General features: G+C 46.2%; 23 protein-coding genes, 2 pseudogenes and 2 riboswitches. Of the genes and pseudogenes, 6 read left to right on the forward strand and 19 right to left on the reverse strand.

Going from position 1 to position 26985, the window contains the following annotated elements:
- Positions 1-48 precede the first annotated feature (48 nt).
- Both HPY31_RS04590 and HPY31_RS04595 read right to left on the reverse strand, forming a co-directional pair.
- Positions 49-989: pseudogene (locus HPY31_RS04590) on the reverse strand (serine hydrolase domain-containing protein).
- Positions 990-1016: 27 nt separating this feature from the next.
- A pseudogene (locus tag HPY31_RS04595) lies at positions 1017-1502 on the reverse strand (GyrI-like domain-containing protein); the annotation flags it as partial.
- A gap of 250 nt (positions 1503-1752) precedes the next feature.
- Between HPY31_RS04595 and HPY31_RS04600 the strand changes: the two are divergent.
- The 3 genes from HPY31_RS04600 to HPY31_RS04610 all read left to right on the forward strand — a co-directional run bounded on the left by HPY31_RS04600 (position 1753) and on the right by HPY31_RS04610 (position 4561).
- A complete protein-coding gene (locus HPY31_RS04600) occupies positions 1753-2307 on the forward strand; it encodes a GNAT family N-acetyltransferase (RefSeq protein ID WP_172138795.1) in 555 nt (184 codons plus the stop codon).
- Between the two features lie 270 nt (positions 2308-2577).
- On the forward strand, positions 2578-4089 hold the full coding sequence (locus HPY31_RS04605) for an MFS transporter (RefSeq protein WP_172138797.1): 1512 nt from the start codon (positions 2578-2580) through the stop codon (positions 4087-4089).
- 106 nt (positions 4090-4195) lie between these two features.
- A complete protein-coding gene (locus tag HPY31_RS04610; RefSeq protein ID WP_172138799.1) occupies positions 4196-4561 on the forward strand; it encodes a winged helix-turn-helix transcriptional regulator in 366 nt (121 codons plus the stop codon).
- A gap of 67 nt (positions 4562-4628) precedes the next feature.
- Here the strand turns inward: HPY31_RS04610 and HPY31_RS04615 are convergent, their stop codons facing one another.
- Complete coding sequence (locus HPY31_RS04615; protein WP_172138801.1) at positions 4629-5192, reverse strand: NAD(P)H-dependent oxidoreductase; 564 nt, start codon at positions 5190-5192, stop codon at positions 4629-4631.
- 239 nt (positions 5193-5431) lie between these two features.
- Positions 5432-6325 carry a LysR family transcriptional regulator gene (locus HPY31_RS04620; protein ID WP_172138966.1) on the reverse strand — a complete coding sequence of 298 codons (894 nt, stop codon included), beginning with the start codon at positions 6323-6325 and terminating at the stop codon, positions 5432-5434.
- Positions 6326-6468: 143 nt separating this feature from the next.
- Here HPY31_RS04620 and HPY31_RS04625 point away from each other — a divergent pair, with 143 nt between their 5' ends.
- Positions 6469-7488 carry an alpha/beta fold hydrolase gene (locus HPY31_RS04625; protein WP_172138803.1) on the forward strand — a complete coding sequence of 340 codons (1020 nt, stop codon included), beginning with the start codon at positions 6469-6471 and terminating at the stop codon, positions 7486-7488.
- Positions 7489-7736: 248 nt separating this feature from the next.
- On the opposite strand, the gene HPY31_RS04630 is transcribed toward HPY31_RS04625, so the two are convergent.
- The 10 genes from HPY31_RS04630 to HPY31_RS04675 all read right to left on the reverse strand — a co-directional run bounded on the left by HPY31_RS04630 (position 7737) and on the right by HPY31_RS04675 (position 17844).
- Complete coding sequence (locus tag HPY31_RS04630) at positions 7737-8396, reverse strand: anti-sigma factor (protein WP_253901673.1); 660 nt, start codon at positions 8394-8396, stop codon at positions 7737-7739.
- Positions 8397-8455: 59 nt separating this feature from the next.
- A complete protein-coding gene (locus HPY31_RS04635) occupies positions 8456-9001 on the reverse strand; it encodes an RNA polymerase sigma factor (RefSeq protein WP_172138807.1) in 546 nt (181 codons plus the stop codon).
- 96 nt (positions 9002-9097) lie between these two features.
- On the reverse strand, positions 9098-9574 hold the full coding sequence (locus HPY31_RS04640; protein WP_172138809.1) for a hypothetical protein: 477 nt from the start codon (positions 9572-9574) through the stop codon (positions 9098-9100).
- Positions 9575-9612: 38 nt separating this feature from the next.
- Entirely contained in the window at positions 9613-10416 is an 804-nt protein-coding gene (locus HPY31_RS04645) for an extracellular solute-binding protein (protein ID WP_172138811.1), read from the reverse strand.
- A 431-nt stretch (positions 10417-10847) separates the two neighbouring features.
- The gene (locus HPY31_RS04650) at positions 10848-12356 is read right to left on the reverse strand and encodes a fatty acid--CoA ligase family protein (protein ID WP_172138813.1); all 1509 of its coding nucleotides are present in this window, start codon (positions 12354-12356) and stop codon (positions 10848-10850) included.
- A gap of 63 nt (positions 12357-12419) precedes the next feature.
- The gene (locus HPY31_RS04655; protein WP_172138815.1) at positions 12420-13679 is read right to left on the reverse strand and encodes an MFS transporter; all 1260 of its coding nucleotides are present in this window, start codon (positions 13677-13679) and stop codon (positions 12420-12422) included.
- 46 nt (positions 13680-13725) lie between these two features.
- Positions 13726-15027: a CapA family protein gene (locus HPY31_RS04660; protein ID WP_172138817.1), complete on the reverse strand. Its 1302-nt coding sequence runs from the start codon at positions 15025-15027 to the stop codon at positions 13726-13728.
- Positions 15028-15067: 40 nt separating this feature from the next.
- Positions 15068-15955 (reverse strand): MurR/RpiR family transcriptional regulator, encoded by an 888-nt coding sequence (locus HPY31_RS04665; protein ID WP_016743607.1) that lies wholly within the window; start codon positions 15953-15955, stop codon positions 15068-15070.
- A gap of 259 nt (positions 15956-16214) precedes the next feature.
- Positions 16215-16631, reverse strand: a complete 417-nt coding sequence (locus HPY31_RS04670) for a carboxymuconolactone decarboxylase family protein (RefSeq protein ID WP_172138819.1) — start codon at positions 16629-16631, stop codon at positions 16215-16217.
- Positions 16618-17844, reverse strand: a complete 1227-nt coding sequence (locus HPY31_RS04675) for an MFS transporter (RefSeq protein ID WP_172138821.1) — start codon at positions 17842-17844, stop codon at positions 16618-16620. Before HPY31_RS04675 ends, HPY31_RS04670 begins: the two co-directional genes overlap by 14 nt.
- A 115-nt stretch (positions 17845-17959) precedes the next feature.
- On the opposite strand from HPY31_RS04675, the gene HPY31_RS04680 reads away from it, so the two are divergent.
- The gene (locus HPY31_RS04680) at positions 17960-18799 is read left to right on the forward strand and encodes a helix-turn-helix transcriptional regulator (protein ID WP_172138823.1); all 840 of its coding nucleotides are present in this window, start codon (positions 17960-17962) and stop codon (positions 18797-18799) included.
- 161 nt (positions 18800-18960) lie between these two features.
- On the opposite strand, the gene HPY31_RS04685 is transcribed toward HPY31_RS04680, so the two are convergent.
- From HPY31_RS04685 to nrdI, 5 genes are all read right to left on the reverse strand, one after another.
- Positions 18961-19437, reverse strand: a complete 477-nt coding sequence (locus tag HPY31_RS04685; RefSeq protein ID WP_253901674.1) for an acyl-CoA thioesterase — start codon at positions 19435-19437, stop codon at positions 18961-18963.
- 23 nt (positions 19438-19460) lie between these two features.
- Complete coding sequence (gene metE, locus HPY31_RS04690; protein WP_172138826.1) at positions 19461-21752, reverse strand: 5-methyltetrahydropteroyltriglutamate--homocysteine S-methyltransferase; 2292 nt, start codon at positions 21750-21752, stop codon at positions 19461-19463.
- A gap of 145 nt (positions 21753-21897) precedes the next feature.
- A riboswitch (cobalamin riboswitch) is annotated at positions 21898-22096 on the reverse strand.
- A gap of 86 nt (positions 22097-22182) precedes the next feature.
- Positions 22183-23133 carry a class 1b ribonucleoside-diphosphate reductase subunit beta gene (gene nrdF / locus HPY31_RS04695; protein WP_016743600.1) on the reverse strand — a complete coding sequence of 317 codons (951 nt, stop codon included), beginning with the start codon at positions 23131-23133 and terminating at the stop codon, positions 22183-22185.
- 54 nt (positions 23134-23187) lie between these two features.
- On the reverse strand, positions 23188-25272 hold the full coding sequence (gene nrdE / locus HPY31_RS04700; protein WP_172138827.1) for a class 1b ribonucleoside-diphosphate reductase subunit alpha: 2085 nt from the start codon (positions 25270-25272) through the stop codon (positions 23188-23190).
- Complete coding sequence (gene nrdI / locus HPY31_RS04705; protein WP_172138829.1) at positions 25259-25618, reverse strand: class Ib ribonucleoside-diphosphate reductase assembly flavoprotein NrdI; 360 nt, start codon at positions 25616-25618, stop codon at positions 25259-25261. The genes nrdE and nrdI overlap by 14 nt, the downstream gene beginning before the upstream one ends.
- Before the next feature lie 162 nt (positions 25619-25780).
- A riboswitch (cobalamin riboswitch) is annotated at positions 25781-25980 on the reverse strand.
- Between the two features lie 170 nt (positions 25981-26150).
- Here nrdI and HPY31_RS04710 point away from each other — a divergent pair.
- Positions 26151-26975 carry an alpha/beta hydrolase gene (locus HPY31_RS04710; protein ID WP_172138831.1) on the forward strand — a complete coding sequence of 275 codons (825 nt, stop codon included), beginning with the start codon at positions 26151-26153 and terminating at the stop codon, positions 26973-26975.
- The last annotated feature ends 10 nt before the right edge of the window (positions 26976-26985 follow it).

Raw genomic sequence — 26985 nt, forward strand, 5'->3', positions numbered from 1 at the left:
GGTGAGCGGAAACTCCCCGGTTCATTGCTGCCATTCTTATCTGATACCTTAGATTACCGCTTTGATAATATGCTCCTTGATCAGCGTCCATCGATCACGAGAATTCGGCATGAATTCCGATGCAATGGCTACGACGAGGTTTTTTTCTGGGATGCAACAGATCACATTTCCACCATCGCCCAGTGCAGCATATGAAAAAATACCGTCCTCTTCCCGTAACCACCATAGATACCCGTAGTGATTGAGATTCATGGCGGTTGATTCATCTATCCAAGCGACTGGAATGATCTGATGATGATCCCAACAGCCACGATTCTGATAGAGTAAGCCAATACGTGCCATGTCACGAGGAGTTAACGTGAGCCCCCACCCTCCCGTGGAGTTGTTGTCAGGATCTTTTACCCACCCTCTCACATCTTTCCCGAATAAATCTTCAAACCCAAACGCTTTCATTTCAAAATCAAGGATTTCTTCTATGCCGATGGGTTTAAACAAGTGTTCGTTGGCAAATTCCCGGGCACTTTTTCCTGTGCTACGTGTGAGGATGGCAGAAAGCAGGTGCGTCCCAGCCGTCGAATACTTAAACGCGCCAAGCTTTCCCTTTTGACCGAGCATATCCAGGGTATATGTTACCCAATCGGACTGCATACACATCTTGTCTAGTGGTTCGTGCCAGTCCTCAAAAGGATAGGGGGCTGTCATCGTGAGGAGATGGCGTATGGTAATTGCTTGTTTTTGCGTGTCCGTATGATCGGGTGCATAGTCTGGGAAAAAATCTAGCACCTTTTGGTCAGCATTTTTGATAAATCTTTTCTCGATGGCAATTCCAATGAGAGCAGATAACCATTTCTTACAAGAATGATCCCGTTTATGTTGCTGTACGAGGCTTTAATGATAGGGTCAAGCTCTGCTAGTTTTTCAGCGTCTATGTTCAAGAGGGACGGGTCAACTGCTTGCCATTTTGTAGGGGACCAATCGTTTCTTTGCATGATAATTCCCTCCTCCACAAGAGAATGTCATTTTTTTCTAACTGGAAAATACACTTCCGTAACAAGCTCCTCAAGAACGCTGGCATGATCGGGTTCGGTTACATAGACTTCGTAGGGTGATCTCACCAATTCATAGCCTTCATTTTCTACCCATTCCCTCAGCCTGGCGTATACCGATGTCAATTCTGAGTAAGGCCCCTTACATGCAGACTTTGCGCAAAGTCCCCCTGGCAAATCTCTTGTTCCCCTTTCAGCCTCCGCGACCGGGAGTGCAAACTCGGTATCATTTCCGGCGGGATTGAATTCCGGGCTGTGATAAATCGTTATTGGCGTACCGAGCAAGGTGAGCTTTTCAGTCGCAATCCTTTCATACAGCTTACTAAAATACTTTCTATATCCTGTTGCATAATCATCACTCGTCATCACCTGGCGTAACGAAAGAATATGGATGGGCTGGGTCTCGACAAGCTGTACTTCAATGTTGTCAAGGTATGCCATCATGGGGATCCCCTTCCCCTAAGGGCAAAGTCAACTGCAAGAGCCGTTTTTTCAGCGATCAGCCATCATGTGAGATGAATATGATCATTCCCGCATGAAAAGCTGTAGCACCTACTGAGCAATCATTGTAAAATTATTGAGAGAATCTTACATACAAAATAATACGAGGAGGTTCTGCAAATGGCGGAGCAATACGTATTCCGTTAAGTCCGCGGTCCCCCTTTCTATCCCTATTCTTACCCTATAAATACAGAGGAGGACGAATATGGATATTTTCATTAGAGAACTGCGGTCTGGGGACGATGAGTGTAGTGCAAACATTGATGGGAGCTTTATCGTAGACTCTACCCTTGTCTTGCAACTAATCGGACAGCAAATCGGATATACGGTGAAGGAGATACCTCTTAGAACGAAAAGCTACGAGGATGAACAGCTTGAAGAAGATACGATTGAGGATTATTCGAACTATATCGGCAATCCCCATCAAATCATTTATATAGCGCTCGTAAATGATCAAGTTGTGGGCCAAATTGTTTTGAAAAGAAATTGGAACAAATTTGCCTATGTAGAAGATATCAAAGTTGATAAGCAATATCGCGGATACGGTCTCGGTAAAAAACTAATCGAACAAGCGAAACGCTGGGCGAAGGATGGCGGTATGACGGGAATCATGCTGGAGACACAAAGTAATAATGTCCGCGCATGTAAATTTTACGAAAGTTGTGGTTTTGTCATCGGAGGTTTCGATTCCTACGTCTACAGAGGTCTAGATAAAGATAGTGATGAGATTGCAATTTACTGGTATCTCATGCTTGATTAAAAAAGGCCATTCCGTGGCAGATTCCGGATTTCGAAGTCGATAAATACAGAGAAGAGCGAAATGGATGTCTGGAGTTGTCGCACCGCGACAGCTCCTTTTGCTTTTTCGCCGATAGACCCTCTTCTAGCAAAATGGTACGCGTGGATTGTAACGAGGTAAAGTTTTATTTGCAACTGTTCTTTCCCTATTTCTTGGCAACGAATGCACTAATAATAGTCTTGTAGCGAAGTTTGCTAAATCAATAGAAAAAGAGATAGGAGTTCGCTTTTTATGTCACGATCTGAAAAACGTAACCGTTTCATTATCCTTGCAATGGCACTTGGCTTACTGATGTCATCCCTCGACAATACCATCACCTCAGCGGCCATTAGTCACATTATTAAAGATATCGGTGGCTTTGAAAGCATGAGTTGGGTTTTCACTTCGTACGTATTAGCCGCAACCAGTACGATGCTCATCTTCGGAAAAATGTCCGATCTTTTTGGACGCAAGTTGTTTTACTTACTTGGCATCACGATTTTTCTCATTGGCTCGGCACTTTGTGGCGTTGCCCAAAACATCGAACAGCTAATTGCTTTCCGTGCCCTTCAAGGAATTGGTTCAGGGGCTCTCTTTCCGATTACTTTTACAATCCTATTTACGCTATCCTCTGATCCGAAATATACGGCACGAATCTCTGGCGTGTTTGCCGGAATCTTTGGACTCTCTTCTATCGCCGGACCTCAAGTCGGTACCTTGCTCTCTGATTACTTGGGGTGGCGTTGGTGCTTTTATGTCAATGTTCCGATCGGTTTGTTATCTCTCTTAACGCTTCTGTTTTCCTTGAAAGAATCTCGTTCTCAATCAAAGCCAAAGATTGACTATTTGGGTACCGTTACATTAATCGTCTCCTGTATAGCTGTCATGCTAGCGCTTGAATGGGGAGGAAAAGCATATGCGTGGTCATCGTGGCAAATCATCTCACTGTTTGCCCTGGCCGTAATAGTTGGGATTGCTTTTATTCTGGTAGAACGTCATGCACAGGAACCGATCCTCCCTTTCCAGATTTTCAAAAACCGGATGGTGGTCGCGACATGTATCGCCTGTCTTTCTCAAGGTGCCATCATGTTTGCTGCCATCACTTATTTGCCTATTTTCGCTGTGGCCGTGCTCGGGTATCCGAACTCCAATAGTGTTTTGACTCCGTTGATGCTCTCTTTGACGGGAGGTGCCGTGGTATTCGGAATGTTGCAAACAAAATTTTCCTTCCGATCTCTCATGGCGTTCTCTATGCTCGCTAGTGTAGTAAGTTCTATTTTGCTCATGTACGTTTCAACGGGCATTTCCTTCTTTTTCTTAACACTCTTGATGATTCTGTTCGGGTTTGCTGCAATCGGGCCGTTAATGAGCGTTGCACAAAACGCGATCGTCCATTCGGTCGATAAACCATATATCGGTATTTCGTCCTCGATCGTTGGGTTTTGCCGAAACATGGGAGGCGTACTCGGTGCATCGATCACGGCTGCTGTTGTGAACCAAAACTATGCGAGTATCGTATCCACCGGGGCGTCATTACATGGCATTTCCTTGGAGAAAGTAGCTGATCTGCTTAATCCTGAAGTTCTCATGCGTGAGCCATTAATAATTGAGCCGAGTGTTCATTCTTTTCTGAGTGACTCACTAGGTACTGCCATCAATCATGGTTATATCGTGGGATTGATTTTCGCCGTTATTGGCTTCTTTTCTGTACTATACGCAGGCCCTGGCAAGCTTGAGCGCCATCAAAAGAGTGTCGAATCATAAAGGTCCACGGGTTTCTTGCTCGGCATCACTTTCCAAAAATGGTAGTATGATGTATGGTAAAGTATATACATTTACAAACCATACTTCCCAAAGGAGAGTGTGATTCGTGCGTGAAACCTGTGTTCCGACTGGTGTGGAGCTAAAAGACACTGGTTTTGGATATACGTTGTCTTTAATCGGCGGTAAATATAAAATGATCATTTTGTATTGGCTCGCTGAAAAGAAGGTGATGCGGCATAATGAGCTAAAGCGAAGTATCGGTACCATTTCTTTTAAAACGCTGAGCTTGATGTTAAAAGAGCTGGAGGCAGATGATTTGGTCATCCGCAAGGAATTTCCCCAAGTCCCTCCCAAAGTGGAATATTCCTTAACAGAACGTGGTCTTTCTCTCATCCCTTTATTAAATATGATGTGCGACTGGGGAGAGAAGAACAGCTTGCAGCCTCAGGAGGATGTAAAGAAGCAGGCATAACGATTGTTTCTAATAGGAAAAGAAGTATCTCCCAACCGCGGAAATACTTCTTTTTTCTTTGGGTTTCTTACAGGTTATCGATGAATTTCACATAATCTTGCGCGCTTTTATCCAATACGCTACCGGTCGGCTCAAGTTCTTGACCAGGTACATTTTCCCCTGACGCAGTCTCCGTACCATAATACGCAAAGAATGAGCGATAATCCGCGTGGCAGTAGCGGAAGGTTGTTTCAAAAGGGGTCAATATTTGCTCAAGCGTATACCGATACCTTCCCTCTTCCTGATAATCCTCCTTCCTAATTCCCGCAGATACCGCTAAGGCAGCTTTGCGATTCTTTAATTTATCGCCTCCCTTCGAACCGTACGCCCACCCATATGCAAAAACATCGTCCAGCCATTTTTTCAAGAGAGGCGGGCAATTAAACCAATAAACTGGAAACTGTAATACTAGATTCCCATGCGATTCAACCAATTGTTGTTCTTTTTCCACATCCATGTTTCCATCTGGGTAAACCTTATACAATTCGTGTACGGTATACTTTTCTGGATATTTTTTGAGTTCTTCTACCCATCGCTTATTGATGACGGATGTTTCGATGTTTGGATGTGTGACGATGACAAGCGTTTTCAATGTAAGGTCCTCCTTGAAGTTTGTTGTTTTATGAGTATAAAATGCTCGCTACAAATTTGTAAGTACGCACATTTTGTTCAGTTACTTACATAAAGGTGAGTGTAAACGACAGAAAAAAGCCTCCCCGCGACCTAATGATTCTAGGTTGGTACCGTTGGGAGACCATTTAGCAATTGTGTGATTTGAGCTTTAGCCTCGAATTTTCGCTTCGTCCATGATCGCCAAGGCTAATTTTTTCCCTACTCCTCTATAGCTATAACCTCCCTTGCTGCTTCTATGAAAGATAATAGGATGGGTGAAAGCCACTTGTCTTTATGCCATAACATCTGTGTATGCACGTGCAAGTCCGGAATTTGCCATGGAAGAGCAACAAGTTCACCCCGTTCAACTTCCGCTTTCGTTGTCATTTCAGGAAGAAAGGCAATACCGATTCCCGTAATTGCACATTGTTTAATGGCTTCGGCATTTTGAAATTCTAAATACGTAATACTATCAATTCCCTTTTTCTCAAATTGCCGGTCAAACATGGTTCGATAGGGACAACCCTTTTCATTCGTCAGGAACACTTGTCCGTGAAAATCTTCCAGCTGCAGTACAGTTAGTTTCGTGAGTGGATGGTCTGGAGCGGCGAAAAAGCGGAAAGTTTCTTCTACCAACGGCTCCACTGCAAGTGCGCTCGAGCGAATGGGTTCGTCCATCATAAAGACGACATCCGCGGTTCCCTCGAAGAGCGCTTGCTTGAGCTGTTGATTTGGAATGGAGCGGAAGATAAGACGCACTCCCGGATGGCGCGAACGAAATAGGTGAAAGACAACTGGAAGCCGATAAGCGCAAAGAACCTCGTTGGCACTTATCGTTAAGGTGCCGCTTAGATTTTCATTGTCATGAACGACACTGCGAGCTTCGTCCAATTTGTTAAGAACGTCTTGGATATGAGTTAAAAAGCGTTTACCCGCAGTTGTGAGAACGAGTTGCTTGCCCAAACGGTCAAAGAGACGAACACCAAGCTCATCCTCCAATGCTTTCATTTGCATTGTGACGTTGGAGGGGACGTAGCCCAGAACTTCCGCAGCTCGACTGAAATTTAAAGTTGATGCAACCGTGCGGAACGTAGTCAATTGGCGCAATTCCATCATACTACCCCCAAATTACTTTCAATAATTTTGAATGCTATTTTGAATTCTATTCACTTTTATTGAAAATAACACAGGTCTATACTATGTACAAGAAATAGATTCTACATATGTGGTTTCAATTTGAGAGGAGCAACAATACGATGGATTATGAGATTTTTGATTTGGGTGACGTAACCTTGCAATCAGGAGTATCGTTACCGAGCGCTTTTCTTGCTTATAAGACTTATGGAACATTGAATAAAAAGAAAGATAATGTCATCGTCTATCCAACTGCTTTTGGCGACCAGCATTATCAGAATGAATGGTTGATTGGAAGCGGTAAGGCTCTAGATCCGCAAAAATATTTCATTATCGTTCCAAATCTGTTGGGCAACGGCTTATCTTCGTCTCCCAGTAACACGCCTCCCCCATTCGACCGGGCTAATTTTCCGCAGGTAACCATCTATGACAACGTTACATTACAGTATCGGCTGGTGACCGAAAAATTCGGTATTCAAAAGATCGCTCTTGTAGTTGGATGGTCAATGGGAGGCATTCAATCGTTCCAATGGGGGGCAAGTTATCCAGACATGGTGGAACGAATTGCACCTTTCGCAGGAGTTGCCAAGACTTGGCCCCAAACGTTTTTGGTCCTGGACGGAATGAAAGCTGCGCTCATGGCTGCAGTTGGATTTGATTCAAGTAAACGAAACCAGTTGACTTCTGCAGACATGCGCGCCGTTGGGCGTGTCTATGCGGGATGGGGCTTATCGCAGGCGTTTTACAGGGAGGAACTTTATCGAGAGCTGGGATATGACACATTGGTAGATTTTGTGGCTGGCGTCTGGGAAGATAGCTTTATGAAGATGGATCCGCACAATGTCCTAGCCATGTTATGGACAGGTCAATTTGCAGATATTAGTGCAAACCCTACCTATAACGGAGATTTCGATAAAGCGCTCAAAAGCATTAAAGCGCTTACCTGCGTTATGCCTGGGAGCACGGATCTCTTCTGCACGGCGGACGATAACAAATACGAGGCGAAGCTTATACCAAATGCTGTTTTTCATCCTATCGAGTCGATCTGGGGCCATTTTGCCGGTCGCGGAATTAACAGTGCCGATAATAAATTTATTGATGACAACCTGAGGCGCTTGTTGGCACTTAGTACAAACGGATAGAGTAATCCACGTAACGACGTACGGCTTGAAGATCATTAAGTTTTAGACTGACCCTACCAATCAAAACAGCGGTAGCCATGGATCAGACCAGAAAATAAAGTCCTAGACTCCCGCTGTTTTATTGAACTATTTTCGATCAACCCACGAATCATGGCGGATTTCGGATCGAACTAGCTCTTTCCACACAATAATATGCTCTTATACAGATAGGAATTTTCGCGAAAAATTTTAATCTTTTCTTTTACCATCTATGACCCGGCTATTTTTTCTCCCCTTGGTTGTCTGCTGTTGGCGTCAGGTTCGACAGTGATGCCGATTTGATCAAAAGTCTGCCCTTCGGCGAGCTGGTAGGTCAGTATTCCAGATCCGTTTTCGTCCGGCTTGAATATGCCGCCATTTTCCCTCGTGCTGTTTTTCAGCAGCCAAACCTGGTAAACCTGTGAACCTTCGACGCCGGGCAATTCGTGAACCTGCACCACCAAATTTTTCTCTGATCCCTGCTGGACAATATAGGCGATGCCGTTTGTTCCCGGGTGGCTTTGATTGGCTGCTTTTAAAGGAATCGCCGTTACAATTTCAATGGGTATATTTTCGGCATGACGATTTTTCACCTGTACATTCGCTATTCCAAGGCCAATAAACGCGAGCAACAAGACGCACACGATACCGGTTGAAACTGGAGTGAACTGGCTTTTGAGTGTCATAAAGAGCTTGCTCATCTTAGTCATGAATGTTTCCGTACCGCTTTTCCTTTTGTGCTCAAATACAAACCCCAGCACCTCGTCTTTTAGCGATTCCGGCACCTCGATCTCGGTATAATCGAAAGGCAAAGCATGCCAGGCCTGAGATAATTCCTGATATTCTTTCTTACACTCCGTACAATTCTTTACATGTTCAGCAAAGGCCATGTGTTCGCTCTCCTTGAGCTCATTTGCTATATATGGAATTAAATGATCACAAACCCTTCTCATTTTAAATCCTCCAGTTCCAGATGCTTCCTCAATCCTTTAAGAGCCTGGTGAAGCCTGCTTTTAATCGTGCCGAGCGGCTCTTGTTCCAGCTTGGCGATCTCTGAAAGAGAATACCCTTTCCAATAAAGCAAATCGATTAATTTTCTTTGGGCGATTGGCAATTTGTTTTTCGCCATCGCAATATCATTTGTATTTACTCGTTGCTCGACTGTATTAGCAGGGTCCGCGATCTCTTCAAGTTCCTCTTGATGGTGTTGCGTATGCCTCTTTTCTTTGCGAAGGTAGTCAATGCAAATATTGCGGGTAATCGTGAGGAGCCAATTTACAAAGCTGCCTTGAGCAGGATCGTAATGGCTGCTTGTTGTCCATAGTCTTAAAAAGACCAACTGAATAATCTCTTTCGTCTTATCCTCATTCCCATTGCAAAACTTCATAACAAAGCCGTAAACAAGCTTTATATATCGATCATAGAGTTCCTCTAATGCGTGACCATTTTTTTCGTTTACCAATCGCATTAATTCCGCATCGTAATTTTCGTTCATGTGGCACTCCCTGCTTTTGGATAAAAATATACTGCCATAACATTTTTATAAAAGTAAAGATGGGAACGACCGCGACTGATCGTTCCCTGGGCAGGTTTATTCAAATGCTGTTTCGCTGTTTACGACAAACCATACTTCTTTTACTCCTTGTCCGTTTACATCCCCTTCTTGCTGGTCTTTTGCAAAATAATAGAGAGGAAAGCCTTTGTACGTAACCTGCTTCATCCCATTGTCTTCTCTTGTGATCGTATCGAAATCCTTTTTGTCAAAGCCTTCCGGGACGGCGAAATCCTCCTGAGTAAATGCCGGCCAGTTTGCCAGGCAGTCTCCGCTACAATTGCTTTTTCCTGCTTCGTCCTTTTTAAAGTAATACAAGGCCCTTCCCTTCGGATCGGCCAGGTACTCTCCTGCTTTTTCATTCTTCAAAAGCTGAAGGTCTTGTTCCGATTTAGTTTGTTCCGTTTGGGCTTGATCGGGTTGAATCGTCTCTGTTTTTACCTCCGTGCCTTTTCCGCAGGCAACCAAAGCAAAAATAATCGAAAGTATCGCAAGGGTAAAAACTGCTTTTTTCATGTATGTTCCTCCCAGTTTCTTAGATGTAAGACTCGTCCCTACTTCCAGCCCCATTTTTGAAAGATTTGGTGAGATTCTTCCGTTCTTAAATAATCAATAAATTGCTGTGCCTCTTTTTTCTGATCAGTGATTTTCGTCAGGGCGATCGGCGTTCCACGATAGAGCTTTTCTTCTTCGGGCAGTTCGACCAGGTCAGTCACATCCTTGAGCCGGTAATGCCACGATTCATAGGTAATCCAGGCGTCCAGGCTGGCATTCGATTTCCATCGTTCAATGACTTCGGCACTCGACTTTACAGAAAGGTTAATATTTTGAGATATGCCTTCGAGCAGCCCTTTTCTGCCTGCCAAGTCTTCCCACAGGCCAAGCTGGCCAGCCCCATTCACATCGATTATTTTCACTCCCTTTTTCGTTAAATCCTCCAGGCTTTTAATCTTCTTAGGATTTCCTTTCCTCACCAATATTCCTGCAGCACGCGGGTAAAGCTCCGTACGTGATTTAGTGTCGATCATTTCGGGGTGGTTAAAGATGAATTCCTGCAGCATATACGCGGAGCCACCGAAAATAATATCTGCATCTCGCTTTGCTTGGCCGATCCAATTGCCCTCTGGTCCGGCTGTTACTTCCACCTTCATTCCTGTTTTAGCTGAAAATTGTTCAGCAGCTTCCTTAATCGGTCCAAGTGGTCCACCTGGTCCATACACCCGGATGACTTGATCACTTTGGCTGGAATTTGATGTCGTCTGGGACGCCGACCTACCGTCCATTTGAGCATAGGCTGACATTCCTGCAGCCGTAAAGACAAAGAGCAATAGAGCTGTTAGGAACACTGTCTTCTTCATGATTCTCCCTCCATTTCACACGTGTTTTTTAATGGTACTATCAAAGGAAACGAAAGGAGGATGTAAACGGTTTGATTGTAATTGTGAAATAGTTAGAAAGTTTCATAAATCTATGGAAAACTAGTCTGGTAAAGAATAAAAAAAGATCTCCGCACAACCTACGCCGGCTTGGCCAGGTGTGTGGAGATCTTTTTCATGTTCGGACACGAAGCGGATTCTTAGTCTCTCGCATCTGTTTGGTTATAAATTGGCTGGTTTGAAAAATGGATTTCGGTATTCGTATTTATCGTAACTGTACATTGAATAATTCGGTCTACTCCAACTGTTTTTCATTTGATCGTATTCATATTCCTTCGTTGCATGAATCAAACATGCTTACAACCAAAGATTGATTGCGTAAGCTGGCATTTTTCATTTCGTCATACGATCGTTTACGAGGTGCGCAACGAACGACGCAAGATTTTCCCTGTAGTGTTTTTGGGAAGCTCTGCTACGAATTCCACCTCACGAGGAACTTTGTATTTCGCCAGCTTGTCACGACAAAACGCCATGATATCCTCTTGAGAAACCGCTATTTCCTTCAATGCCACAAATGCCTTGACTGCCTCGCCATGCACCTCGTCAGGAATTCCGATCACAGCCGCCTCGATAATCGCAGGATGCTGGTATAACACTTCTTCTACCTCACGCGGGTACACGTTATAGCCGTCAACGAGAATCATGTCTTTTTTGCGGTCAACGATGTACACATATCCTTCTTCATCCATACGCGCCATGTCTCCCGTATACAGCCAACCATCTCGAAGCGCAGCGGCCGTATCATCTGGCAAACCGAGGTACCCTATCATAACGTTGGGCCCTTGTACCACCAGCTCACCCACTTCTCCACGTGCGACTTCGTTTCCTTCGGGATCGACGACCTTGTTTTTCACAAGCGGGATATCGATTCCAACCGATCCTGGCTTTCTGGTCCCATGCAATGGATTGAATGTTGTAGCCGGGGCTGCCTCGGACAAACCATAGCCTTCCAGCACCTTGGCATCGTATTTTGCTTCAAACTTGTGCAGGAGCTCGACGGGCATGGAAGCACCGCCCGAGCAGTATATCCGGATGGAGGAGAGATCTTCTTTTGTCGCAGTCGGCACCTGTAGCAGATAGTTGTACATGGTCGGAACGCCTGCAAAGCAGGTGGCTTTTTGCTCACGAATCGTTTGGAGAACGTCTACCGGATGAAATTTTGGCACGATAATAATGGCTGCACCCGTTTGAATCGGGCCATTCATGCACACCGTCATGCAGAAGACGTGAAACATCGGGAGTACCGCGACCATGCGATCTTCTGGCACCAACTCGAACAATATCCCCATCGCATCCGCATTCGAAGCCATATTCCGATGGGAGAGCATCGCTCCTTTTGGCTGGCCAGTCGTACCTGATGTGTACAGAATAACAGCGAGATCATCTTCGTTTCGTTCCGGCTCCGCGTAGCCTACCTCTGACTCTTGCCCTTCTTGTACAAGCTGATCGATCGTTATTTCATTTTCAATAGATTCCGAGTAGATAAGAAGCTGCAAATCTTCTATTTCGTCCTTCATCGGGGTTAGTACCGGCTGCAATGCGGATAAGGCAATGGCTGCCTTTGCTTTACTGTTCGACAGAATGAAGCTAATTTCGCGAGCCGTATAGATGGGGTTCATAGGAACAACGACTGCTCCTACGCGGAGTATCGCATAGTAAGCGATTACAAAATGCGGCCGATTATCCATGAGTAGGGCGACAGCATCCCCTTTTCCAATCCCGTGCTGGGCAAGTCCTGCTGCGAGATGTTCGACCTGCTGATTGAATTGTGCATACGTCGTCGTTTCTCCCATAAAGACAAAGGCTGGACGATCCGCAAATTGTTTCGCGCTCTGCATGAGGCTTTCATTCAAATGATACATCGCACACCTACCCCCTTTTCAGAAAATTTTAACATCTGGAGTCAAGCCTATAAAGCATTACTTTTAGGAAACATGGGAGATTGGCGGTGCTGATTGACTGACTTGTTCATTGCGCTTCACAAAGAGCAGGAAAAGCACGCCGCAAATGATAAAGAGCAACCCGTTGACGATCATGGCGTTGCCAAAACCAGTTCCAATATCTCCAGCTGACTGAACAATAGCGCCCGTTACCAGCGGAGAGATGATCCCTGCCAATGTAACCAGGCTGGACAACACGCCTACCAAAAGTCCCGTGCGTTCCGGCAACAAGCTGCTGACAATGACAGAGGCAGCTGTCCCAACAGAAAAGGCAAACCCTTTTCCGAGGCACAGGAAGATCAAAACAAATACGGTAGATGGAACGAGAGTCACACCGTAAAAACACAGTCCCCCTAAAATAATCGAAATACCGCCAACCAATACGTATGATTTACGATAGCTGCGATGCTTTTTAAAGAAACGATCACCGATTGAAGAAATGAGTATGGTCATCAGTCCAGCTAAAAGTCCCGTGCCAGCAATCGCATAAGCCATTTCCTGATTCGTAAACTGGAAGACCTTAACGAGATAGACAGGCTCCCATACGGATGCGAAGGTCGTCCCCCATATTTGTGCGAAATAGATTAAAAAACAGAATAGAAACGTGGATGAGAGCAAGACACCGGATATTTCCGACCATTTCGCATTTGGCAAGGTTGGAGCTGCGACTTTTAGAGGAGCGATAGTGACATGTGGTTTTTCTTTTCCAATCCACAACCAGACCAAGAGCCATATCAGACTGAGTGCGCCCATAAACGCCCAGGAAAATCGCCATCCATAGCTATCGATCAGCGCGACAATCATCGGTGCGGAAGCAACCGCACCGACGAAAGCACCAAAGTTCACGGTGGAATAAACCAATCCACGCTTTTCTTCGGGAAACCATTTGTTCAAATGGCTGACAACCGTTGCCCAAAATGGCCCTTCGCCTATTCCAAGCAATATCCGCGCTACGACAAGCATCGGCAAACCCGCGATCGCATAAGCGCCAAGTTGGATGACAGTCCAGGACAGTGCCATGATCGCCAGCATTTTTTTCGTCCCGATGCGATCCGATAATGCCGCGCCTACAATCCCGGAAATGGAGAAAAACCAGAAGAAGCTGCTTCCAACAAGTCCCCATTCTTTCTCGTTCAATGAAAATTCAGTCATGATCGGCACGGCAGAATATCCCGCAATCGTTTTATCTGCATAATTGATCATGTATAGCAAAAACAACATAATCATGGTGATTCTGGCCATCATGTGAATCACTCCATTTGTGTAGGAAATAGACTACCGCTGTTTCCCGCTATTTTGAAAGTCGCACGCGCCCAATTCCATCCGTGATCTCAATCACTGTGCCATATGGTTCACTCAGAGCTTTGAGCCCCTCTAAGATGGAGGTATCCTCGCTTAATTTCGGCCACCCCATGCGATGTACAGGCAGATCAAAGCCTAATTCAATCGGATGCAGCTCCAGTTCGAGCAGTTCACCATCTTGCATTTTCCACAAGGGAATAACCGACTCCCACACCTCTTTGTGCACACAGAGTCCGCGTGTGTAGTTGGCACTCATCTCTTCCAACGCATCTGCCACATTATGATTGTGGTCTAAACCATAGTGCTCGTAGAAATCAGCTGGCTGACTCGTAACGGCTTCTGTCTGAAAAATAAAATCTCCCAAGCTGTAAAAGATCGGCCGATTGTTGTAGATTTCAATGCCTCGCAATAAATGGGGACCGTGTCCCACCACGGCATGTGCGCCCGCATCGATGCAAGCTTTTGCGAACACAGGCAAGAAATCAGCCGCCACTTCCTTCGCATCCCCCTTCATCTCATGCGCGTGAATACTCACGATGACGTAATCAGCCCGCCTTTTTGCCTGCTCAATCGTTTTGACGATTCTGTTCAGATCGCGCGGATGCGGCTGAGTAGTCGTCCCTTCTTCGTCGCTTACCATGAAACGCGCATTTCCAAAGAGAAAGATCTCCTTGCCCGGATCGTTCATGAAGCCTTCCTCGATGAGAAGCTTGTTGAAGGCGTTAATGTCCGTCGACTCCGCAATGGCTTGCAAATCAGCGAGCTTTTCTTCCGTAATGTGGTGGGTCATGACATAGCGCATCGGATTGATCCCTGGCCTGCCGATACTATCCGAACGCTGATCTCCGGCCGCCCACCATGGATGAAAAGTCGACGTTGCAGCGATGAAAGCTACCCTGGCTCCTTCGCATTCGAGATACCGCGGCGCCCCCGCTTCAGCGAGATTTTTTCCTGCTCCAGCATGGACGAAGCCATACTCATTGAGATATCGTTCGGTTGCTTCTAGTCCGCCATACAAATAATCGAGCGTATGGTTATTCGCCCAGCCAATCATGTTAAAGCCATAATCTTTCATGACTTGCAAAACGGATGGCGGTGACATCGCCCACGTGCCTCCACTTTGTGCGCTGGGATAGCCCTCATTTTCGTGTACGGTCGTCTCCAGATTCGCTATGCGTACGTCCGCACGGTGCAGCAAGCTGGATACCTCTTCAAAAGCTTGGTCCCTGTATGGAAGATTGCGTGTAATGAAGCTGTCGCCAGTCGCGGTAAACCAAATCGGCTTGGTCATTGGCAGGATTCCCCTTTCCCTTTTCTCCTTTTTTCTGCTTTCAAAAGATCGAGAAGTCTTCCTCTTCCTCTCCGACAAACGAGTATAGCTTCGAGCTGATTTCATCATAGTGCTGCAATCGTTTCTGGACATTTTCCGCGTCGTGGAGCATGACGCCTTTGATCAAGACATTTAGCATGGAGAATAATGTGGGCATACCGCTAGTGGCAACGGGTTGGGGTGTGGTGATTTTCAGAAGATGATCGGCGACTTGGCTGATAGGGGAGAACTCGCCTTCCGTAATCGCCAAAATCTTTGCTCCCAGCTCTTTTGCTGAATGGACCATTGCAACTGTCTCGCTAGGATGACGAGGAAATGAAATCGCAATAACCAGCCATTCTTGATCGCGTTCAGTGAGAAAATAATCGGCGTTATCAACGGCTCCCGTATACAGATGTGTGTTTCCTTTGATCGCATTCAACGCCGAAAACAGCCATTTTGCAGGAATATGGCACCAGCGAAATCCCACCACTACGATTCGGTTAGCTTGCACGATGCTTTTGACCACATCATGGAGCAAGTTGTAGTCTATTTGCTGCAAGCCTTGCTGGAGATACGCAATATCACTTTCCATCACTTGATGGGCGTAATTGCTCAGATCGAGCGTAACCTCCGTGTCTCGATATTTCTGGATCGGCCCCTTCCTTTGGTCTCCTATCAAAAGAGACTTTTTGATTTCTTCCTGAAGCTCTGTGTATCCGGAGTAACCCAATGCGTAACAAAAGCGAATGACGGTCGCTTCACTGGTATTCGTAAACTCCGCGATTTTTTTGGCGGTATGGATCGCAAGTAAGCTTGGCTTTTCTATCGCGATCTTACAAATGATTTTTTGGCTTGCTGTCAGCTTTCCATACTGCTTCCGAATCCGTTCCTTTACGAGTTGTGCCATACCTGAAGCTCCTTTGTCATTCTGATTTGTTTTAATTTTGAGAATAGTATATCCGTTGCAATAAATCACTTCAATACTTCTTGAAAAATGTAGTTTTCGCTTCATTTTGGTGTATACAGTCTAGTTGAAAACAAGTTTTAAATAGACCCTAATAACTGAAACAGCGGCTACCTAAGACCTGATAATAAAGTCTTAGACAGACCGCTCGTTTTATTTAATGAATGAACCACATTCCGACGAATGAACGTGTGAGTGGCTGTCAATAATCATTCGGAGCCCCCTTATTTAATTTTGTTTTTCGTTCTGCAAACACTTCTGCAGCAACGGTCAGAATCGAATTTAGAGCTACAGGAAAACCAGCGTAAATTAACATTTGCATCATGCACTCCACAATCTCCTCTTCCGTCCATCCAAGGTTTAAAGCTCCGTTAATATAAAACCTCAACTGCTGCGTATTTCCCATCGCCGTCAGACCTGCCACTGTAGCGAGAAGCCTAGATTTCAAATCCAGACCAGGACGGGAAAATATTTGGCCGTAATTGAATTCTACAGCGAGCTGTCCCAAATCTGGAGCCACTGAGCCTATGAAACTATCAACAATGCTCTGGTAATGCTCGCTATCTATTTTTTTCAAAATTTCCATGCCTTTATTATAGGTATCATCATGAATTTGCATTTGTATTTTTCATCCTTTCAATTTTCGTATCGTTTACATTTTTTATACCCGACGATGCATTCATTCCGACAAAGACCATGATCATTCCAACCACGCAAACACCGGTCCATTGCCAGTTGCTCCATGCCCACACTCCCACGTAGGATCCAAGTGCACCCCCTATAAAGGTGAAAACCATATACAACCCGTTCAATCTGCTTCTAGCGGTAGCAGAAAGTTCGAATATTTTCGCTTGACAAGCAACCTGATTGGCTTGTGTAGAAACCGTTAGCAACAATGCACTACCAATCAATCCCGGCAGCCAATAAGCTCCAACCGCGGAGATCAGGAACGAAGCCATAGCTGCAAGCATGCAAATTTTATTGGCAAGTGCTGCCCCCCTCCTGTCAATGATCAGTCCAATCAATGGAGTGGCGACAGCGCCTCCGATTCCGACCAACCCAACCAATCCAACAACGGCACTGCCGTATTCGTACGGGGGTGATTGAAGCAAGAATCCTATCGTAGTAAAAAAGACACTAAACGATCCAAATACCATACCTTGACTCAAACAGGCGCTCTGGAGTACTTTTTGCTTCACGAACAGAGGCCTCAACGAAAGCAACAACTGGCGGTATGGTAATGCTGTCTCACCTTGGCTTTGGGGAAGCCGAAACCGAATAAGGAGAGTAAGCAACAACATGAAGCCAAAGGAAATCCAATACATCACTCTCCAGCCCCATATGCTATCAACAATGCCACTAACTATCCTCGCCCCCAATATTCCGCAGACAAGACCGATGGCCACCGTCCCTAGTAACTTCCCCCGATTGCGATCATTTGCCATACTAGCAGCTAACGGAACGATAAGCTGCGGTATAATCGTCGTTATGCCTATCGCAAAATGACTTACGATTAACCACGTTAAAGAACTAGATAGTGCGGCCGATAAGAGCGACAATGAAACCGCCAGCAACAAGAAGACAATCATTCGCCGTCTTTCAAACATGTCTCCCAATGGAACTAAAAGGAGGTTCCCGATTGCATAGCCTACCTGGGTAAGAGTCGTCACACCTCCTATCTCTGCTACGGTTGAGTCGAATGTTTTCGCCATATCGACTAGTAAGGTCTGGTTTAAGTAAACGTTTGCCACGGTAAACCCGCAGGTTATTACCATAAGAGCGATCAGACCTTTCGATGGACCAGATCTGATTAACTGTTCCAGAATGATCACCTCCTTTTCTTTATTCGTAAACCCTACAGTTGTAAGATTAAAGTACGAACAATACTATAAATAGAAGCCTATTAATCATAGTATTAAAAGTAACAGGATTAGGCGGAGGGATGAGATGAACATCGATAAGGACAAACGAAAAGAATTGGGGTTGTTTTTAAAATCGCGGCGTTCCCGGCTTTCTCCAGAGCAATTTGGTTTGTCCAAAGGTCCAAGAAGGAAGGTTCAAGGCTTACGGAGAGAAGAATTAGCGCAGATTGCTGGGATCGGGCTTACGTGGTATACATGGCTGGAGCAGGGAAAAGACATTCAAGTGTCGGCCCAGGTGCTTGATAGTCTTGTATCAGTAATGAAGCTCGATACTGAGGAGCGAAATCATTTGTTTATGCTCGCCCACGGGAAACTGCCTGTTGAACAAACAACCTCATTCGAGGCAGGAATTACAAAGATCATGCAAAACTTCATGAACGATTTCGAAATGTGTCCGGCTTATGCAACGGATCAGCGGTGGGATATATTGATGTGGAATAAAGCTTCACAGTTGGTATTCGGGGATTTTGAAAAAATGAATAAGAAAGAACGTAACGCAGTTTGGCGATGTTTCGCGTCAACCGACTATCGAAAACTTATTGATGATTGGGAAAGCCACGCCAAACGGCTTCTAGGGCAATTTCGTTCTACCAGTACACCGTTCGTCGGGGAGGATTGGTTTAAAGAGCTCGTCGGCGAACTGATGGAACTCAGTCCTGAATTCAGAGAATGGTGGCCGCGTTACGATATACAGGGTACTCCCATCGGGACAAAACAGATCAATCATCCGACTGCGGGTACGATGACGATGGAGCATATAACATTTCGAGTATACGATGCGCCCGAGTTGAAATTAACCATTTATCGCCCTTTAAAAGAGAACGATTCAGTTAAAAAAATGAACCTCTTGATGAACGGTGGGTAAAGTCTGTGCCTTCTGTACAGTACCACGCACGTTATCGGTCGCTACATTCAGTCAACGAGCGGTCAAGGTAAAATTTTGAAAAAGAAAGATGCCTCCGGTGACCTGTTGCAACCAAGCTCACCAGAGGCATCTATTCGTTATAGCGGTGATATTGTTCCCCCTTACATCTCTACCTTCCGCTTCCTTCTCAATACATGGCGTTCCTTCGCTTTTTCATACTGTATGCGCTCTTCTTCTGTATCAGGAATGACACCAGGAACGATCGTCGGCTTTCCTTGATCATCGAGGGCAATCATCGTCAGATACGCGCGTGCTGTCATGCGCTTTTCCCCGGTCAACAAGTTCTCCGCTTCCACTCTCACGAATACTTCCATCGATGTCTTATGGGTCCAGGTCACATATGCCTCCAGGTTGATCGCTTCCCCTGTCTTGATTGGCGCGAGAAAATCGAAGGAATCGCTGGATGCAGTGACAACAGGCTTACGGCAATGTCGCATAGCTGCGATGCAGGCGATTTTATCTACATAGGCCATGACTTTCCCGCCGAAAATGGTATGGTGGTGATTGGTATCCGGTGGCAAGACGAGATCAGTCAAAAAGGTTCTCGATTGTTGGATCGGTCGTGCTTCTGTCATCATTTGAGTGGCCCCTCTCATCGCGTTCACCTTCCCGACTGAGCTGTCAAACGATTCCGAATCGCCTTCGTTGCCGCAACCATGTTTCGTAATGACTGAACGGTTTCTTCTCTTCCTCTCGTCTTCAGCCCGCAATCCGGGTTTATCCAGAATTGATCCGGTGGAAGTACTTGTACGCCTCGTGCTACCATATCTTCCATTTCTGAAACAGCTGGAACTCGGGGGCTATGGATATCATATACGCCGAGCCCGATGCCTTTATCATACGTACCTGTTTCGAATACAGACACGAGCTCTCCGTGGCTACGTGAGGTTTCAATCGAGATCACATCGGCATCGAGTTCGCTGATGACGTCCATGAAATCATGGAATTCGCAATAGCACATATGTGTATGAATCTGGGTGCTCGGCGCAACAGTGGAAGTCGCTAGACGAAACGCTCTGACAGCCCATTCAAGATAAGCAGCTTGCTCTTCTTTTTTGAGCGGAAGTCCTTCGCGCAGCGCTGGTTCATCGACTTGAATCATGAGAATCCCCGCTTCTTCCAAGGCTTCTACTTCTTTTCGCAATGCCAACGCGATTTGTTCGCACACTTCTTGTCTGGAGACATCGACTCGAGCGAACGACCAATTCAGAATCGTTGCTGGGCCCGTTAACATCCCCTTCATTGGTTTGGCGGTCAATGATTTTGCATACACACTTTCCTTGACCGTCATTGGTCCCACAAACTCCACATCTCCGTAAATAACAGGTGGCTTCACGCAGCGCGAGCCATATGACTGTACCCAGCCGTTTTTCGTGAACAAAAAGCCATCGAGCTTTTCGCCAAAATACTCAACCATATCTGTTCGTTCGAACTCACCATGGACCAGGACATCCAGACCGAGCTCTTCTTGTATTTTGACCCATTCCTTGATTTGCGCCTGTATGAAAGCGTCGTATTGCTCCACTGTCCAGTTCCCTTTTTTAAACTGCTGTCGGGCTTGACGAACCTCTGCCGTCTGCGGGAAGCTTCCGATTGTGGTCGTTGGCAACAGCGGCAGCTTCCACGTATTTTGTTGAATCTCTCGACGTTCGAGATAAGGAACACTTCTTTCAAGTTTGGCAGCAGCGATTTGACGTAAAGCATTCTTCACTTCTAGACGATTCCTCGCTGGAGATAATGCGAGCTTCAGCAAGTCCGCTTCATTTTGAGCGATCTCTTTTGAAATGACGTACTTACCATATCGGAATCCTTGGACTAAAAGCTGTACTTCCCCTAGTTTTTCGTCGGAAAACGCCAATGCAGACACGACTTCCTCTGGCAATTCGCTCTCTGCTTCAACTGTTACAGGCACGTGCAACAAACTGCTAGACGGCTGAAGCCACAGCTTTTCGAGTGGAACGATCTCAGAAATTTCATTGACCAGCTCCCATTTCTCCTCAATGGACGCACGCCATATGTTACGACCGTCGATGATTCCCGCTGCGAGAATCTTGTCTGCTGGAAACCCGTGTGTTTTCAGATGAGTCAAATTGCGCTTCGCTCCGTGTACAAAATCAAGACCGATTCCTTTTACCGGTAAGGAAACTAGCTCCTTGTACCAATCCACCGCTTCAAAATAGGTTTGCAGCATGCATTGTAGATGAGGTAGTGCTTGACCGATTTGCGTATAGATACGCTTGATGATGGCGCGTTCTTGCTCAGAAACATCCAGTACAAATGCAGGCTCATCGATTTGCACCCATTCCACGCCGTGCAGCTCTAACTCCCGGAGAACGTCTATGTAGAGCGGAACGAGTTGATCCACGACGATCTCAAATTCGTTTTTCTCATATCCTTTAGACAATTTGACAAACGTATACGGGCCTACAATAACAGGCTTTCCGATGATGCCATACTTTTCTTTGGCCTCCAAATAGGCCTGGAGAGGCTTGTTCTCGGTTATGGCTGGTTGTCTTTCACCGAACTCCGGGACGATGTAATGGTAGTTCGTGTTAAACCATTTCGTCATTTCGCTGGCGACAGCTTCCTTCGAACCGCGAGCCATGGCGAAGTATGTGGCTAATGAAACCGGGCCTTCCTTGTATTCATAACGCTTGGGGACCATTCCAAACATCACAGCCATGTCCAGCATGTGATCGTAGTACGTAAAGTCACCCACAGGGATCAGCTCGACCCCTTTTTCCTGTTGACGCAACAGGTTTTGGTGTCGGATTTGCTCCATTTGCTGTACCAGGCTTGCCTCATCGATGGTGCCTGCCCAAAACGCTTCCAATGCCTTTTTCCACTCGCGGTTCTTCCCGATCCGTGGATATCCCAAATTGCTGCTTTTCATGAGCTTCCTCTCCATTCTTCATTCGATCTTGACTTGAATCCGCCCAATAAAAAAGGCATCTCCAACGATCAAAAAGAACGTTAGAAATGCCAAATAAGCACTGAGATCACAGCATCCTAACACCTCCCTATCTCCCGTAGGTTAAGCAGTGTCGTCGAAACAGGCAGGTCTCCTGACTTTGGGATCATCATCTGCACATGCCTTCCCAATCCGTTTGGATCAGTGGCTAATAAATGTGCCGACTCCCCTCATACAGTGGCGGGACCGTGTCGGATTCTCACCGACTTCCCTTTTCATCCTTGGTCGATTTTGATAACCAAAGAACCTGTTCCCACTCCTATGAAATTATCATGGTTCTGTGAAGTGCCCCAGAAAACGAGCAGGGCAGCATACTGTTCATACAGTAACACAGAATCCATTTTTTGTCATACTAAAATCTAAAATCATCGTCGGTCAACGGCTCAACGTTTAACGTACGGACATAACCATTTCCTTTTTTCGAGAAGAAGTCATGCTGCTTCGTCTGCGTGCGAATGCCGTTCAGCACGATTGGGTTCACTTCTTCCTCCGGGAAGAGCGGGTCCAGCCCCAGATTCATCAATGCCTTGTTCGCGTTGTAGCGCACGTAGGCATGAACCTCGTCAGCCAATCCGATTTCGGTATACAACGAAGTCGTATAGGCCTCTTCATTTTCTTGCAGCTCATGCAAAAGGGCATACAGTTCCTCTTTTGCTGCGGTCTGCTCGACCACACTCAGACCTTGATAAACTTCCTGCGCGAGAACGCCGACATAGAGTCCGTGGATGCTCTCGTCACGAACAATCAGGTCGATAATTTCCCCGCTGCTTGTCATCTTTCCTTGACCCGCCAAATAGAGCGGATAGAAGAAGCCGCTGTAAAACAGATAGCTTTCCAGGAAGACGGACGCTACCATCGCCATGTACAAGTCTTTCGGTTTCTCAATTTCTTGATAGCGTTTGGAGATGAGGGCCGCTTTCTTTTGCAGATGTGGATTGTTTTCTACCCACGAAAAAATACCGTCAATCTCCTCTGTCGATGCCAGCGTTGTAAAAATACTGCTGTACGATTTGGCATGGATTTGCTCCATCATGCCCATGAATGCGAGAACCGCTTTTCTTTGCAGTCCATCGACATGCTCCATGATCTTCGGCATCCCTACTCCGCCTTGAATCGTATCCAGCAAGGTGAGACCGCCCAATACTTTTTTATACGTATCCCGTTCAGTCGCACTGAGCTCCATCCAGGCCATCTTGTCATCTGACAACGGAATCTCATCATCCGTCCAAAACTGCATGATGTTTTGATTCCAAAACGTCATCGTAAAATCGTCGTCCGGCCTGTTCCAATTGACTGCTTTCATATGGCGTTCCTCTTCTCTTTTTGCTTGATGCTTTTTCTTTTATAATCGCGTTCACTAAACAGCGCAGCTAATGCACTCTTCTACAGTCAAATGCTTCGTCCGCGTATAGTAGAGCGACTTCAGACCTTTTTTCGCTGCGTAAATATAATAGCGAGCCAGTTCTCTGGTTGAAATGTTGCTGTTCACGTGCAGCACAGTCGAAATTCCTTGGTCGATGTGCTCTTGAATTTCCGCAATCAGATCAATCACTTTGAATTGGTCGATCACATACGCCGATTTGTAGTAAAAATAGTTTTCCTGAGACAAGTACGGCATCGGGTAATACGTCGTAGAGTTGGCATACGTTCTCGTTTCGATATGCTCAACAATCGGCATCACGCTAGAAGTCGCATTCTGAATGTAGGAAATGCTCTGTGTCGGTGCAATCGCCAAACGGTACGCATGATAAACGCCATGCTTTTGCACCTTTTGCTGTAGATCCGCCCAATCCGCTGGCGTCGGAATGTGCATTCCTTCAAAGAGAAGCTTTGCTTTTTCCGTCCGCGGGCTGTAATCGTTCGTCACGTACTTGTTAAAATAAGTGCCTTTTGCATATTCCGATTGTTCAAAGCCCAAGAAGGTCTTGCCTGTTTCCTTGGCAATTTCCATACTTTTTTCCAAGGAGTAGAAGTTCATCATCATGAAGAACGTACGGGCGAAATCTTTTGCTTCTTCACTTTCGTAAACGATTCTGTTCTTTGCCAGATAGCCGTTCAGATTCATCGCACCGAGACCTACGGAGTGCAGCTCGCGGTTGGCCTTTTGAACGCCTGGAGCGTTTTCTACGCGCGTCATGTCACTCACGGCTGTAATGGCTTCGATTCCTTCGTGGACGGATTCACGGATCATTTTGCGTTCCATCACGTTGACAATATTGAGCGATGCCAGATTGCAGCTAATATCGCGACGAATGATATCCATCTCGCCGTAATTGGTAATCGTCGAAGTCTCCTGTAGCTGGAAGATTTCCGTGCACAGGTTGGACATTTTTACCGAACCGAGATCTTTCAGCGCATGGTTGTTGTTCGCATTCGTTTTGTTCATGATGTACGGATAGCCCGATTCCATTTGGATCATCGCGATTTTGGTCAACATCTCGCGTGCGCTCATTACGGTCTTTTTCTTAATGCGTTCGTTTGCCAAGAGCTCCTCGTACATCTCATCGAGGTCCATATCATCCAGATGCACACCGTATTCTTTGTACACGGAGTACGGAGCAAACACAGTCAATGGTTTGTTTTCCTCAGCCAGCTTGTAGAACACGTTTGGTACGATCAGGCCGATGGACAACGTTTTGATGCGGGCTTTTTCATCCGCATTGATTTTTTTGCAATCGAGAAACTCGTTGATATCCCAGCCGAAGATGTTGTAGTACGCTGCACCTGAGCCTTTGCGTTGCCCCATTTGATCCGCGTAGGAAAATGCATCTTCCAACAACTTGAGAACCGGCATGACACCTTTTGCCGCGCCCTCGACGCCTTTGATCGGCTCTCCTCGTCCGCGAAGCTTGGACAGGTTCACGGCTACACCGCCGCCAATTTTGGATAGCTGCATACAAGTTCCCAAAATAAAGTTAATGGAATTCAGTGAATCATCCATTTCGAGCAAGAAGCAGGAAACCATTTCTCCCCGGCGGCTTTTGCCTGCGTTCAGGAAGGTTGGCGTCGCCGGCTGCAAGCGTTGATCCATCATGGAGACCGTTAAACGCTTGGCGAGCTCAAAGTCACCTTGTCCAAGGGACAGTGCCACAACGGCCACCCGGTCTGGATACTGCTCCAAGTACATCGATTTATCGTTCGTTTTCAAAGCGTAATCTTTATAAAATTTGGAGATAGCCATATACGAAGCAAATTGAAAATCGACGTCATAGGCCAAACGGAAAACTTCATCAACCTGCTCAACCGTGTATGTTTCATAGACGTTTTCATAGAAGTCATTCTCGATCAAATAGTCCATGCGTTCTTTGACACTGCCAAAAGTCATCGTGTTGGACTGCACTTCTTCCATGAAGACCGCAACCGCTTCCCGATCCTTTTCCAGTTGATAAAATCCGTCGTTGCCACGCTGCATCAGTTCGTTGTTCAATTCAATATGCCGCAATTGCTGCCACCCCACTCGTAAATTGTTCCACGTCACGGCCGGTACCGGACAGTTCGAATTTAGAAATCACCGGAACACCATATTGGCTCGCGATCGTATCCGCACTTTTGGCAAAGCTGGTTCCCCAGTTGCGGTTGCCACTGGCAGATACCCCGCGCAGATGGACATGATTTCGCTTCAGGAACGTCGCCACCTTGTCCGGCACTTGTCCGAATCCCGTCGTGTATGTGATCAAAATGAATGGCTCGTCCAGCACCATATCTTGATCAATTTCCACATGTGGCAAATTAATTTTGTTGACGAATCGTCGCACGTTTCCTGTTTTTGAATCATAAGCGATTAGCATGTCCCTCATCCTATCCTTACTATTTTTACTCTGTATGTACGTTATTTAGCCAAAGTAAAAGCGCATCCGACGTTTACATGCCGAATGCGCGTGATGACTTCCATCTAGCAATTCGCCAATGCGAATTGAGCGCTCGAACACTTCCCTATCTCCCGTAGGGTAAACAGTGCAAGCGGTTAGGCAGGTCTCCTGGCTTTTGGATCATCGCTCCACTTTCGCCTTCCCGATCCTTCATGATCAGTGGCCTTCTTTCGCAAATGGAACTCTCTCATTACAGTGGCGGGACCGCGTCGGATTCTCACCGACTTCCCTATTAAGTCTACCAAATCTGGCTGGTAAACACCTTACCGCATCAATATGTAGTTGGTAAAACTTACTTTACCTCAATATATCGTAGGAGTCAAGCTCAGTATGGGCTCTTTTCGAAAACTAACTATTCTCCTTTTTCGGCTATTGCCAATCTCTGGTTCTCGTTCATATAATAGATTTTGTGTGTGTTGGTTAGCCTTGGAGAGATTGGAGATTCGCCCTCATGAAAAGCACCGACTATCAACCTGTCGTCATACCTCGTTCCTACCGTAGAATCATGACTTATCAAGAGCGTGAGTATCACATTTTCGTAAGTACACCTGCCGATCCCCCTCCGGAATCAGGCTTTCCCGTCATATATTTGCTAGATGGCAACTCTGTTTTTGCCACTATGACCGAAGCGATACGGATACAATCACGTGGCCCTGAACGAACTGGCGTGTATCCTGCTATCGTCGTCGGGATTGGCTATCCAACAGACGACCCATACCATCCTGCCCGTTTCTATGATTACACGTATGAAGTTCCCGCCTCAGAGCTTCCTGGCAGCCCAAAAGGAGCCGAGTGGCCACGGATGGGGGGAGCCGAGCAGTTCCTCACCTTTTTAGAGGAGGAGCTCAAGCCTAGCATCGAAAACGACTTCCCCATCGATCGGACGCAGCAAGCGATTTTGGGACATTCGCTAGGCGGCTTATTTGTCTTGCATGTGCTTCTGTCGAGACCACACGCGTTCCAGCGGTATATTGCCGGTAGTCCCTCTATCCACTGGAATGAGAGTGTGCTGCTTGCGAAGGAGAGTCAATTGCCGAGCCTGCTGACAGATGACCTCGACGTCCATGCGCTCCTGACGATCGGCGAGTTGGAAAACGATGGGCGATTCTTGGTCAAAGAAAAATCGCTGGCGATGATCGAACGTTTGTCCTCCATGGGTAAGGGCCAAATTAAGGCTTCCTTTAACGAATTTGCCAACGAAAATCACTCGTCCGTTTTGCCAGTCCTCATTAGTCAAGGACTCAGATTCGCCACGAAAAAAACTGCCCGCTATTAACAACGGGCAG

It is taken from the genome of Brevibacillus sp. HB1.3, from assembly GCF_013186635.1.
In the GTDB taxonomy this organism is placed as follows: domain Bacteria; phylum Bacillota; class Bacilli; order Brevibacillales; family Brevibacillaceae; genus Brevibacillus; species Brevibacillus brevis_D.